Source organism: Ochrobactrum sp. Marseille-Q0166 (assembly GCF_014397025.1).
GTDB lineage: Bacteria > Pseudomonadota > Alphaproteobacteria > Rhizobiales > Rhizobiaceae > Brucella.
Genome location: NZ_JACJUO010000002.1, coordinates 1205939 through 1218297, shown reverse-complemented (window position 1 = coordinate 1218297; position 12359 = coordinate 1205939). Strand labels below are relative to the sequence as shown.

Sequence of the window (12359 nt, the reverse complement as noted above, 5' to 3'; positions counted from 1 at the left end):
GCATTTGACGCGCCCAACCTACAGCATATTACATTTCAAGCGATTCCCCTCCTGTTTTGTGTATCGACTGATTGCCCATGATAACAGCGGTGCCCAGCGCCAAGGTTGGCAGCAAAACCTGATGGATATACGCTTGAAGTCCCCTCCTATTCACTGCATGAACGCTGAAGTGCCGCAAAGGCTGACCGCTTCGGTAAATGCCGTAATCTTCTTATAATCGAGTAGACTTGAAAAGAAGTATAGTTCTGCTCAATGCCTGCTCCACGAAGCAATGGCATTCTCCTGCTGAAACCGTTTAACAGGCAATCGTTTCACTTCCTTAATCAATATTACGTGTCGACATTGATGAAGACGATGGCCGCCGGATCAAGTTCGAGTTTATTACCAAATCAATAGCAGCGACATAACACTGAGAGCGCTAAGGCCAATGAACACGGCTGGAAGAGAATTGTAAAAGAACTCGATGAATAGCAGCTACGACGACATCACTACTCAGGAAACAGAACCAAAGTGCACCAATGATGAGCGTTAAAGAGACTTCGTGATGAACGAACTCGCTACAGAAGCCCATTTTATGGCTGTCTACGCTTGAAAGAACTTCTCCTTCTTATTTCACCGGGAGTGAGCAGACGGTACTTTTTTAAAGCGGTTGTCAAATGACTTTGGCTAGAGAAGTTCAGCAACGCAGCTATCTCGCTAATAGGCATTTCAGTCTCTTTAAGCCGCTTTTCTGCATCATCCAAACGCAAGTTTAATAAATATTGATGGGGTGTCTCGCCGAAACTTTCGCGAAAACAACTCGCAAAATGTCCAGAGGACATGCCGAGGTAGTCCGCCATATCCGATACCGACATAGCATTTCGGAAGTTTTCTTTAAGATGATTTTCTATTTGCCGGCAAGCGTATGCACTAAGACCAGAGTTATGCACCGATGATTCTTGAGATAGAAAGCATCCCCTAACAATAAGATTAGAAATAACATTGTATAGCGATTTTATGAACTCCATATCACTAGGATCATAAAGCTCTAAATTCTCTGATATTATTTTTCCTATCTGCAGGCACCTTTTACTCGAGAAAATGAATAATTTTTCAAGATGCAAAAAATCACAAAATTTTAAATTAGTGCTGAAATGCGAATTACCCAATTTTACATCTAAAACGCATACTTGTTGAGGCCATGTAATAACAACCGCTTGTTCTGCGGGTATGATGCAAATCGTACCTGCGGCACAATTCACTGCAAACTCACCCCCATCCGCTTCTTTCAATTTTAAGTTGCGTACAGGCTCAAGTAAAAGAATAGCTTGCACATCTTCTGGCACATAGACATCTACCCCCACGGAAGCCTGCCTGTAATTAAGATACTGCGTTACATCAAAAGAGCTTCCTCCGAAAAGGACTTCCTCCTTGTGAGTGGACACTCCTTTAACCACTTCTTTTTGTTTGATTTTCTCAAAAGAAACCATAATTAAAGCCCCCACTTAGAATTAAAAAAGTAAATTAGACTCAATACGGATTGGGTTAGATCTCAGGAAATTTTGAAAAAATATGCAGCTGCTTTGACTGTATTTGACGTGCCCCCATGACAGACAGTTTAGATGTGCAACCATTTTTATACAATTTATAGGTGTATATTCACATACTTCTTGCACATCAACAAAAAAATCTTTTTGCAAATGGTTTGCAAAAGCACTTGAGAGTAGTGCGATTATCCGTTACGCTAATGCATATTATTAGCAATAAGGTCCCACAATATGTTTCACTCGAAACTTCAGCGCGTAGCAGCGATTATAGTAAGCTGCATATTTTTATTCTGCTCAGCCGCCACTGTATCGGCCGCAGATAAATTTAAAGTCGTAACGACATTTACGGTCATCGCGGATATCGCGAAAAATGTTGCGGGTGATGCAGCTATTGTTGAGTCAATTACCAAGCCTGGTGCTGAAATTCATGAGTATCAACCAACGCCAGGCGACCTTATAAAGGCGCAAGATGCAGACCTAATTCTCTGGAATGGGCTTAGCCTCGAGCTGTGGTTTGAAAAATTTTTCTCGCACCTTAAGAATGTTCCGAGCGCGGTGGTGAGTGATGGTGTTGTACCTATGGGCATTACGGAAGGCCCTTACAGCGGTAAACCGAACCCACATGCATGGATGTCGCCAAGTTCTGCGCTCATATATGTTGACAATATTCGCGATGCATTCATCAAATATGATCCGGGCAATGCCGAAACCTACAAAGCCAATGCTGAGACGTATAAGGCCGAGATAAAGGCCACTATTGATCCGATCAAAGCAGAATTGGCCGCTATCCCCGCTGACAAGCGCTGGCTTGTCACCAGCGAAGGTGCCTTCTCCTACCTTGCGCGCGATTTTGATTTGAAAGAGCTTTATCTCTGGCCGATCAATGCAGACCAGCAAGGGACTCCGCAGCAAGTCCGCAAGGTGATTGATGCAGTGCGCGCAAACAACATCACTGCCGTTTTCTCTGAAAGCACAGTATCAGCGGCGCCTGCCAAACAGGTCGCGCGAGAAACTGGGGCAAAGTATGGCGGCGTACTTTACGTCGATTCTCTATCAGAGGCGGATGGCCCAGTTCCAACATATATCGACCTCCTGAAAGTCACTTCAGGTACGATAGCAAAAGGCCTCAAACAATGAACGTGCAGATAAATCGCCGGCTTCCGACACAGGCCGCGCTCAACAAAAGCGCGGTCGAAGGTTTGAAGGTGAAAGATGCGACCGTCACCTATCGCAATGGGCATACCGCCCTGCGTAATGCGAGCTTTGAAATTCCGACCGGCACCATTACGGCACTTGTTGGGGTGAACGGCTCTGGCAAGTCGACGCTGTTCAAGGCTATCATGGGATTTGTTCGCCTCGCAAAGGGCGATATTTCCATCCTCGGTTTACCGGTGAAGCGAGCGCTCAAACAAAATCTCGTGGCCTATGTTCCCCAGAGTGAGGAAGTTGACTGGAATTTTCCGGTGCTTGTTGAAGATGTCGTGATGATGGGGCGCTATGGACACATGGGCATGATGCGCATTCCGCACCGTGCCGACCACGAGGCAGTGGAAAAAGCATTGAGCCGCGTCAATATGCTTGAGTTTCGCAAGCGACAAATCGGCGAACTGTCTGGCGGCCAAAAGAAGCGCGTATTTCTTGCTCGTGCGCTCGCGCAAGACGCGCATGTCATACTTCTCGATGAGCCATTTACCGGCGTCGATGTAAAGACCGAGGAAGCGATTATCACTCTTCTGCGTGGTCTTCGCGATGAAGGGCGGGTGATGCTTGTTTCTACACATAATCTTGGCAGCGTGCCTGAGTTTTGCGACCGCACAGTTCTCGTCAAGAATACCGTACTTGCTTATGGTCCAACGGAGGAAATTTTCACCCAGTCAAATCTCGAAAAGACGTTTGGCGGGGTCCTACGGCACCTTATTCTCGATGAGAAAACGAAGCAGAATCGCTCGGCAATTGGTGTCATTACTGACGATGAGCGACCTTTGGTAGTCTATGAGCATAAGCAGGAGAGCCAGAATTGATAGCTCAACTGCTCGAACCGTTCACATACGGTTATATGCTCAATGCCATGTGGGTTTCGGCGCTTGTCGGCGGTGTTTGCGCGTTTCTTTCTGCTTATCTGATGCTCAAAGGCTGGTCGCTTATTGGCGATGCCCTCTCCCACTCGATCGTTCCCGGCGTTGCTGGCGCCTATATGTTGAGCCTGCCGTTTTCCATTGGAGCGTTCTTTTCCGGTGGACTGGCTGCTGCTGCAATGCTCTTTCTCAATCAGCGCACAAAGCTTAAAGAGGACGCGATTATCGGGTTGATTTTCACGGCATTCTTCGGCCTTGGCCTCTTTATGATTTCGCTGCGGCCAACCTCGATCAGCATTCAGACCATCGTGCTAGGAAATATTCTGGCGATTACACCCGGCGACATTCTGCAACTGGCGATCATAGGCTTCGTTTCGCTCGCATTGCTTTTGTTGAAATGGAAAGACCTGATGGTAGTGTTTTTCGATGAAAGCCATGCGCGTTCCATCGGATTAAAACCAACGGCACTCAAGATCATGTTCTTTACGTTGCTTTCAGCATCGACCGTTGCTGCCATGCAGACCGTAGGCGCATTTCTTGTCATCTGCATGGTGGTCACTCCCGGCGCAACTGCATATCTGCTTTCAGACCGCTTTTCGCGGCTTTTGTGGATTGCGGTGCTAATTGGAGCCTTCACCAGCTTCATCGGCGCTTACGTCAGCTATTTCATGGACGGCGCCACCGGCGGCATCATTGTTGTGCTGCAAACGCTTGTGTTTCTGACCGTATTTTTTCTGGCCCCCAAGCATGGCATGCTTGCGGCCCGCAGGCGCGCAGCCAAAGCATTGCGGGAGGTTGAGCTATGAGCTTTTTCGACATGCTGCTGATGCCGTTCCAGTTTGATTTTATGATCTATGCACTAATCGCGTCGGTGCTGATCGCTATTCCAACGGCCCTCCTCTCCTGTTTTCTGGTGCTCAAGGGGTGGTCTCTGATGGGAGATGCTATTAGCCATGCGGTGCTACCGGGTGTTGTGATTGCCTATATGGTCAGCCTTCCTTTTGGTATCGGTGCGTTTGCTGCAGGCATGATCTGCGCGCTTGCCACAGGCTTCCTCAAGGAAAACAGCCGTATCAAGCAGGACACTGTCATGGGCATCGTCTTTTCAGGAATGTTTGGGCTTGGACTGGTGCTTTATGTTTCGGTCCGCGCGAATGTGCATCTTGATCACATCCTTTTTGGCGATATTCTGGGCATCAGCACAGGCGACCTTATAGAGACCGCGATTATCGCCGCTGTAACCGCAGGCGTTCTGATCGTCAAATGGCGCGATTTCCTGCTGCATGCATTCGACCCCGCGCAGGCGCGTGCGGTTGGCTTGCGAGTACAGCTCTTGCATTATGGGCTTCTGTGTTTGATTTCGCTCACTATTGTAGGTGTCTTGAAAGCGGTTGGAATCATTCTCGCTATAGCCATGTTAATTGCTCCCGGCGCAATCGCCTTCCTGCTCACCCGCAGATTCAGCAGCATGATGATCGCCTCAGTCATCGTTGCAGTCTTCTCGTCCTTTATGGGTGTTTATCTGTCATTCTTCATCGACAGCGCCCCTGCACCAACAATTGTGCTGTTGATGACTGTGATCTTCATTGCAGCTTTCCTGTTCTCAAGTTGGCGAACGGCACGTGCAGAAACACAGCATGAGGCCGAAACGGCCTGAACTCTATTGTAAGCTGTCTCCTTTTGTGTCGAAACAGCTTGCGTGCAGCGTGGACAGCTTTGCAAAGCTGTCCACGTTTTTACACTTCCGCACCGCGTCAGTCATATGCCTGTTATAAATCCTCGATAGTTAGACATGACGGCGAGCGGCCTTTAAAGGCTGTTCGCGTTTTTCCAGTCCAATACATTTTGTTGCTTGTCGAGGTAGAATAAAAATGCTTCAATCCAGATTGCACGGCTGTGCAGAAAAAATAAAACCGGCCGTCGATCCTGGGGAGGATATGCATATGCCTGCATTTTTGGAGGTAGCGGATGCACGCGTTCGCTATGGCAATAATGAGATTCTCAAAGGCGTAAACCTTTCGGTCAGGAAGGGCGAGTTTGTAGCGCTGCTCGGCTCTTCCGGTTGCGGCAAAACCACCTTATTGCGCGCGATAGCTGGCTTCAATACACCAAGCGATGGCGCTATCCATGTTGGTGGCAAGAATGTCACCCGGTTACCGCCTGACAAGCGCGGCATGGCTTTGGTGTTTCAGTCCTATGCGCTCTGGCCGCATATGACGGTTGCGCAAAACATCGGCTATGGGCTGCGTATTCGCGGCACAGCGAAAGATACAATCCGGCAGAAAGTTCAAGAAGTTGCACGCCTTCTTGGGCTTGATATCCTGCTTGATCGCAAGCCAGCCGCACTTTCCGGCGGTCAGCGCCAGCGTGTAGCACTCGGTCGTGCGCTCGCTATTGAACCCGACATTCTGCTGCTTGATGAGCCACTTTCAAACCTTGATGCCCGCATCCGTTTGTCCGTTCGCCATGAAATCAGCGCTCTGCAGCGTCGCCTTGGTATCACGGCTGTACATGTGACGCATGATCGTGAAGAAGCCATGGTTATGGCTGACCGCATCGTTATCTTGAACAATGGCGAAGTGGCACAGGCTGGCGCACCGGAAGAAGTTTATAATCATCCGGCATCTGACTTTGTTGCGGCCTTTATGGGGGCTGAGAACGTCATCGAGCTTCCGGTCAGCATTAAGGCAGACCGCATAGAGATCGCAGCAGGTGCGCATAACAAAGCAAGCACAATCCCGGCCGGACGTCGCAATCTGTCTGATGGCATTGCAACAACGCGTTTCCGCAGTGAAGCCGCCAAACTCACAAGCCCCGGCGCCGCTAATTCTGGCACAACACCTGAACTTATCCTGACCGGCACAGTCGATCAGACGAGCTACCCGGGCGGCCTATGGCGGCACATGATAAATGTCGGCGGGAGACATCTTCTGGTTGATGCAACGGAGAGCCACCAGCCCGGTTCACCAGTTGAAATCCGTATTCCTGAACAGGCGCTTTTCCTGTTCGATAAGTGACCTGATAAGCTTGATGAGTGGTTTCTCCGGCAATGCACAGCTGTGCACATCTAAAGAGTTCTCATCAATCCGATCTTTAGCAGTTTGACCTGCTCAGCAGAGGATTGCGGGCCTATAACCGTCCGCAACCGCACAGAATTCCCGATTACACCTCACCGGATACACAATATCCAACCGCCTAAATCTTCCGCTATGCGGATATAAAAGCAGGAATTATTCGATGAAGACGATCCTGAAAACAGCTCTTGTCCTCGGCCTGACGGCGTCGCCGGCCGCAGCGCAGGAATTGACCGTTTTGACTGCTGGCGATCAAAACATGGTCGATTACGTAAATGAGTATCTCGGTCCATTGTTCGAGAAGGAAAATCCTGGCACAACGGTTCGCGTTGTTGGCACCGGCCCGGGCGACGCTGGCTCCCAGAAAATTCTCGAGCGCTTCGAAGCACAGTCAAAGGCTGGCATTGAAAAGTGGGACGCTGACGTTGCAGTTGTTCATGAGAAATTTGCAGGCCCGATGGTCGAAAAGAATTTTCTCGAAAACTATCGCAGCAAGATCGACAGCGGCAAGCTCGTCACGCGCGACAACGCCAAGATGGCGCTTGGTACCAATGTCGATGGCTATGTTATGCCAATGTTCAACAGCCAGACGGCGCTTGCCTACAACCCGGCTCTCGTTGCAAATCCACCGAAAAGCTATGACGAGTTAATCACATGGGCCAAGGAAAACCCGAAGCAGTTCGGTTATAATGGCATCAAAGGTGGCGCATCGGGCGTGAGCTTCGTCATGGGCTGGGTTTATGCCTATGGTGGCGATTCAGACAAACTGATGAAAGGTCCGTTCGAAGAAGGCGAAGCCAGGAACTGGGACAAGGCCTTTGCCTCGCTGAAAGAGTTCACCACGAATGCAACATTGACACCGGGCAATGCAGGTACGCTCGACATGTTGAGCCGTGGTGAAATCGCCATGGGTCCGGTCTGGGTTGATATGTTCTATTCGTGGAAGGCCAATGGCCAGCTTCCACCGGAAATGAAACTTGTTCTGCCTTCGCCGGGTATGCCCGGGCAGCCAATGCATTATGTCATTCCAGAAAAAAGCGCCAATAAAGAACTTGCTGAAAAGTTCGTAGCGCTTGCAACCAGTCCTAAAGTTCAGGCTGAAGGCATTGTCGAACGCTTCAACTGGTATCCAGGGATTGATGCTGAACACGTTCAGGCTGAACTCAATACGGACACATGGAACAAACTTTTCACCGATATATCGCCTGAAGATCTGGCTAAATACGGCAAACCCTTCCCGATTGCACCCTATAACAAGGCAATTCTTGAAGCTTACGAGCGTCAGGTTGGCAACTGATAAATAGCATGCCGGGTGCGTGTTTCATGCACCCGGCACCTAACTAATAAACTCGGGGAATATCCATGTCGCAGAGAATGACGGGGTTTCTGCTGGTCGCACCAGCACTGGCAATCGTTTTGTTTCTGTTCATCGTACCATTGTTTGGTGCAATAACCGGAGCATTTCATGTTGGAGAGAATTGGGGTTTTGACAATTTCACCAAGGCTTTCGAGCTATATTCAAGCGACATGGTGTTCACCCTTGTGATCGTAACGCTTTCTGCTGCGCTGATTGCTCTTTTTGCGATCGCTATTGGCGGCTATCTGACGCTCGGTTCCAATCAACGTGCCGTCACCGTACTGCGCTGGCTCTATCGTTGGCCGCTGTTCATTCCTTTCATCGTGGTCGGCCAGATATTGCGCACATTTCTCGCTAAGAACGGCCTGATGAACAGCCTCCTGATCGAGAGCGGCATTCTCACACCACTACAGGCAATGAGCTTTCTTGATTGGCGCGGTATTGTCATAGCATTTGTCTGGAAACAGACGCCTTTCGTTACTTTGCTTCTTGCTGGTGCAATGGCATCGATTGATCGCAGCACGATTGAATCTGCGCGCAATCTCGGTGCTGGACGTCTTCGCATTCTCATCGAAATCGTTCTTCCACAAGTCCGCCCAACATTGCTCGTTGGCCTGATCCTCAGCTTTGTCACGATGATGTCTGTGCTCTCAGTGCCGCTGATGATCAATGCACAGTCGCCTACAATGATCACGGCGAATATGGCTTTCCGTATCAATGCCTATGGCGATTACGGCGTCGCCAATGCGCTTGGCACTATCTCGCTCCTGATGACCAGTCTGGTTGCATGGATTTATCTCAGACAAACCATGAAGGAGCATGGCTGATGAGCACCGCACTCGACTGGCGCTGGATACCGCGTGGCATATTGCTTGGACTGCTGGCCTTTGCAATCTTCGGTCCGCTTGCCAATCTGCTGCTTTGGGCGGTAGCTGAACGCTGGTATTTTCCGCATACGCTGCCTATTCAATATGGCTTTTCCTTCTGGGCGAATGTGTTTTCACCGCGTGGAAATGCGCTTTCATCGCTCGGCACAAGCGTTATCATCGCAAGCCTTACTGTCCTTGTCTCATTAGGTCTTGCCATTCCCGCTGGTTATGCACTGGCGCGGCTGAAGCTGCCATTTCGTGGGATAATCTTGCTGATCCTGCTGATCCCTCAGGCATTTCCGAACTTGCCGATATACGTGAATATTGCACAGATGTTCTACTCGTTGCGTTTGAACGGTACGATTATCGGTGTGGTACTGGTGCATGTGACGCATGGTCTGGTCTATGCGGTGTGGATTGCGACAGCCGCTTTTTCGGCGATTGATCGCGAGTTGGAAGAAGCAGCGCGTTCTATGGGCGCTTCCGCCATGAAGACCTTCTTCCACATTACATTGCCAATCGCCGCACCCGGCCTGCTTGCAAGTGCAATTTTTGTATTCCTTGAATCACTGGATGAATTCACCGGTACATATTTTGTCGGCGCACCCGACATTACAACATTGCCGCTGATGCTTTATACAGCAAGCTCTGGTGGCAATTATCAGATCGCGTCGATCAGTGCGCTGATCCTGCTGGTGCCATCTATTGCGTTCATGTTCGTCGTCGAGCGTTTTCTGCGCGCCGATGTTCTCTCGAAAGTGGGTCGATAACTATGGCCGAGAAAGATTGTTTTCAGGACGAGCTTCCCGAAAATCAGCCACGCTTCATTAGCGCGCACGAAGTCGCGGTGGAGGCTGGTGTGTCTCGCTCCGCTGTCTCCCGCACCTTTACGCCCGGAGCCAGTGTTTCACCGTCAACGCGTGAAAAAGTGCTGAAAGCAGCCGATAAGCTCGGATATCAGGTGAATGATCTGGCGCGTGGTCTGCTTGCCAACCGCAGCCGCATCGTCGGTATGATCGCAGCCGATCCAGCAAGCCCTTTTCGCTCACGCCAGATCGCAGCCCTGTCCCGTCGATTGACGGCGCGTGGTAGCGTGCCAGTGTTGATCCCCACCGGTCAGCACGGCGAGAACCTTTCGGCAGCTCACCAGACGCTTCTTCGTTATCGGGCCGAAGCGACTGTGGTTCTGTCTGGTATGCCGTCATCGTCTTTTGTCGAACTGGCACAGCGCAATGGCCATACCCTGATCGTTGTTGGCCGTAACGAAGATGGCCCCGACCATATCCGGATCAATAACAAACAAGCGGCAGAAACCGCGGTGGATGTGTTCGCTGCGCGCGGCATGAAGCGGCTTGGGCTAGTGACATCAAATGTTCGCAGTCCAAATCTTCTGGAACGCGAAGAAGCCTATGTCGCTCGAGCTAAAAACTTAGGTCTCAATGTCAGCGTACAGCGCGGAGAGCTGACGGATTACGATGGCGGCTTTGCAGCAGCGTCGCTTCTGCTCAGTGAGCGCGACCGGATTGAAGCAGTATTTTGCGTCAATGATCTTATGGCATTTGGGCTGATTGATTGCGCGCGCGACGTTTTTAACCTCTCTATCCCGGAAGACTTGTCCGTTATCGGTTTTGATAACGTCACCGAAGCGCGCTGGGGAGCATACCGTCTCACAACTTTCGATCAGAATGCCGAGCGCCTATCAGCGGAAATCGTCCGCATGCTTGATGAACGACAAAGCGCGCCCAACGAGCCGCCGCAGATGGTGATGATCGACACACCGCTTATTCTGCGTGGCAGCGTCCGCGGGCTCAAAGCAGAGAATTCTTTAAACGGAGGCAAACCCTGAATGTCCGATCATTCGATTTGGCTGCGCCCCGCTCAAGATGATCTTGTTTTTCTAGAGAAAATCGTCCGGGATTTGAGCGAGCGCTTCAACTCACCGGTATTTGAACCTCACATAACGCTTGTGCCGGATATGAAACGATCTGCAGAAGAGCTTCTGCCACAGGCGATAAGCCTCGCCATCGGCCGCAAACCGCTTGAGCTCTTGATTGAGAATGTGACGGGAAGCGAAGCCTATTTTCGCTCTTTCTATGCAGCACTTGAAAAAGCACCGGCACTGATGCGCCTGAAGCAGGACACGCTTGAAATTTCAGGCGATGCCAGCTTGCAGAGTTTCATGCCGCATGTCTCGCTGGCCTACGGTGTTGACGATTCAACGTTGAAGCACGCAGAGATTCAACGACTTGCCAAAGAGCTGTCAGGTCGAAAGTTAAAGTTTGACCGGCTGGTGATCGTGAGTTCATCAAGCGAGACGCCAATCGACGATTGGATTGTCAAACACGAGATTTATCTGAAAGGCTAAAAAGCCAGCCACAGATACGTGGCTGGCTGATTTCAATCAAAGCGGACGTGGAAAATTACGGTAGACTTGGTCAATGTCTGCCAGTACTTCATCCGAGAGCTTTAGTGCATCGGCAGCAATGTTCGTTTTGAGCTGTTCGATAGTCGTTGCACCAATAATGACCGAAGTCATAAACGGCCTTGATGCAGAGAATGCAATGGCCATCTGCGCGATATCAAGTCCATGCTTACTGGCAACATCGATGTAAGCGCGAATTGCTGGTTGCGAGTAAGAATTATCGCGCCACATGCCGCCCTCCATTACAGAAGCACGTGAACCTTCTGGCTTCTTGCCATCAAGGTACTTGCCGGTCAGGACTCCTGCCGCAAGCGTTGAATATGCAAGCAAACCTACATCTTCGAACAGCGAAACTTCCGCCATGTCATGATCAAATTCACGCTGCAACAATCCATACTCGTTCTGGATCGATGCCATGCGCGGAAGGTTGTGCTGCTCAGCAATATTCAGCCATTGCATGGTGCCCCATGCGGTTTCATTCGACAAACCAACGTGGCGAATTTTACCCGCGCGAACGGCATCTTCCAGACCAAGCAGAACATCGTGGATCTGTTCGCGTTCAACTTTCGGATCAACGCTGGACGGATCAAAGCTCCAGCCCTGACCAAAATGATAGTGCGGACGCGATGGCCAGTGAATCTGATAAAGATCGATGTAATCTGTCTGCAATCGTAAGAGGCTATCATTAACGGCCTCTGCAACACTTGCACGGCTAGGCTTTGCCCCGCCGCGAATCCACGGTTGACGGCCACCACCTGCAATCTTGCTGGCGAGAATGACCTGATCACGCTTGCCAGTCTTTTTAAACCAGTTTCCGATATAAGTTTCGGTTTTACCAAAACTTTCCGGGCTCATCGGAATGGCATAAGCTTCGGCTGTATCGATAAAGTTGACACCAGCATCGACAGCAAAATCGAGCTGCTCATGCGCATCGTTTTCAGTGTTTTGCACGCCCCAGGTCATGGTGCCGAGGCATATTTCGCTGACATTGAGGCCTGTGCGGCCCAAAGGCTTCATTTTCACGAGATTTTTCCGG

12 protein-coding genes are annotated in these 12359 nt (G+C 50.2%); 10 read left to right on the top strand and 2 right to left on the bottom strand.

All coding sequences use genetic code 11. From position 1 onward, the window contains the following. Positions 1–572 precede the first annotated feature (572 nt). Positions 573–1469, bottom strand: coding sequence for an AraC family transcriptional regulator (locus H5024_RS21330; RefSeq protein WP_247875318.1), 897 nt, complete (start codon positions 1467–1469; stop codon positions 573–575). Positions 1470–1757: 288 nt separating this feature from the next. Here H5024_RS21330 and H5024_RS16895 point away from each other — a divergent pair, with 288 nt between their 5' ends. The 10 genes from H5024_RS16895 to H5024_RS16850 all read left to right on the top strand — a co-directional run bounded on the left by H5024_RS16895 (position 1758) and on the right by H5024_RS16850 (position 11266). Continuing rightward, positions 1758–2663 carry a metal ABC transporter substrate-binding protein gene (locus H5024_RS16895; protein WP_187548270.1) on the top strand — a complete coding sequence of 302 codons (906 nt, stop codon included), beginning with the start codon at positions 1758–1760 and terminating at the stop codon, positions 2661–2663. Next, positions 2660–3547, top strand: coding sequence for a manganese/iron ABC transporter ATP-binding protein (locus H5024_RS16890; RefSeq protein WP_187548269.1), 888 nt, complete (start codon positions 2660–2662; stop codon positions 3545–3547). Before H5024_RS16895 ends, H5024_RS16890 begins: the two co-directional genes overlap by 4 nt. Continuing rightward, on the top strand, positions 3544–4407 hold the full coding sequence (locus H5024_RS16885) for a metal ABC transporter permease (RefSeq protein WP_273728492.1): 864 nt from the start codon (positions 3544–3546) through the stop codon (positions 4405–4407). Before H5024_RS16890 ends, H5024_RS16885 begins: the two co-directional genes overlap by 4 nt. Then, positions 4404–5258, top strand: coding sequence for a metal ABC transporter permease (locus tag H5024_RS16880; RefSeq protein WP_187548268.1), 855 nt, complete (start codon positions 4404–4406; stop codon positions 5256–5258). The genes H5024_RS16885 and H5024_RS16880 overlap by 4 nt, the downstream gene beginning before the upstream one ends. Before the next feature lie 286 nt (positions 5259–5544). Beyond that, entirely contained in the window at positions 5545–6618 is a 1074-nt protein-coding gene (locus tag H5024_RS16875) for an ABC transporter ATP-binding protein (RefSeq protein ID WP_187548267.1), read from the top strand. Positions 6619–6838: 220 nt separating this feature from the next. Further along, entirely contained in the window at positions 6839–7972 is a 1134-nt protein-coding gene (locus H5024_RS16870) for an extracellular solute-binding protein (RefSeq protein WP_187548266.1), read from the top strand. A 65-nt stretch (positions 7973–8037) separates the two neighbouring features. Beyond that, complete coding sequence (locus H5024_RS16865; protein ID WP_187548265.1) at positions 8038–8859, top strand: sugar ABC transporter permease; 822 nt, start codon at positions 8038–8040, stop codon at positions 8857–8859. Beyond that, positions 8859–9671 carry an ABC transporter permease subunit gene (locus H5024_RS16860; protein ID WP_187548264.1) on the top strand — a complete coding sequence of 271 codons (813 nt, stop codon included), beginning with the start codon at positions 8859–8861 and terminating at the stop codon, positions 9669–9671. Before H5024_RS16865 ends, H5024_RS16860 begins: the two co-directional genes overlap by 1 nt. 2 nt (positions 9672–9673) lie before the next feature. Beyond that, complete coding sequence (locus H5024_RS16855) at positions 9674–10747, top strand: LacI family DNA-binding transcriptional regulator (protein ID WP_187548263.1); 1074 nt, start codon at positions 9674–9676, stop codon at positions 10745–10747. Continuing rightward, on the top strand, positions 10748–11266 hold the full coding sequence (locus tag H5024_RS16850) for a 2'-5' RNA ligase family protein (protein ID WP_187548262.1): 519 nt from the start codon (positions 10748–10750) through the stop codon (positions 11264–11266). 36 nt (positions 11267–11302) lie between these two features. On the opposite strand, the gene H5024_RS16845 is transcribed toward H5024_RS16850, so the two are convergent. Further along, positions 11303–12340, bottom strand: coding sequence for an aldo/keto reductase (locus H5024_RS16845; protein ID WP_187548673.1), 1038 nt, complete (start codon positions 12338–12340; stop codon positions 11303–11305). Between the last annotated feature and the right edge of the window lie 19 nt (positions 12341–12359).

Bases quoted from the DNA above. Each gene is read 5' to 3' on its own strand.
- H5024_RS16845 (WP_187548673.1), bottom strand. From the start codon at position 12,340: ATGAAGCCTTTGGGCCGCACAGGCCTCAATGTCAGCGAAATATGCCTC.
- H5024_RS16850 (WP_187548262.1), top strand. From the start codon at position 10,748: ATGTCCGATCATTCGATTTGGCTGCGCCCCGCTCAAGATGATCTTGTT.
- H5024_RS16880 (WP_187548268.1), top strand. From the start codon at position 4,404: ATGAGCTTTTTCGACATGCTGCTGATGCCGTTCCAGTTTGATTTTATG.
- H5024_RS16865 (WP_187548265.1), top strand. From the start codon at position 8,038: ATGTCGCAGAGAATGACGGGGTTTCTGCTGGTCGCACCAGCACTGGCA.
- H5024_RS16870 (WP_187548266.1), top strand. From the start codon at position 6,839: ATGAAGACGATCCTGAAAACAGCTCTTGTCCTCGGCCTGACGGCGTCG.
- H5024_RS16855 (WP_187548263.1), top strand. From the start codon at position 9,674: ATGGCCGAGAAAGATTGTTTTCAGGACGAGCTTCCCGAAAATCAGCCA.
- H5024_RS16890 (WP_187548269.1), top strand. From the start codon at position 2,660: ATGAACGTGCAGATAAATCGCCGGCTTCCGACACAGGCCGCGCTCAAC.
- H5024_RS21330 (WP_247875318.1), bottom strand. From the start codon at position 1,469: ATGGTTTCTTTTGAGAAAATCAAACAAAAAGAAGTGGTTAAAGGAGTG.
- H5024_RS16875 (WP_187548267.1), top strand. From the start codon at position 5,545: ATGCCTGCATTTTTGGAGGTAGCGGATGCACGCGTTCGCTATGGCAAT.
- H5024_RS16895 (WP_187548270.1), top strand. From the start codon at position 1,758: ATGTTTCACTCGAAACTTCAGCGCGTAGCAGCGATTATAGTAAGCTGC.
- H5024_RS16860 (WP_187548264.1), top strand. From the start codon at position 8,859: ATGAGCACCGCACTCGACTGGCGCTGGATACCGCGTGGCATATTGCTT.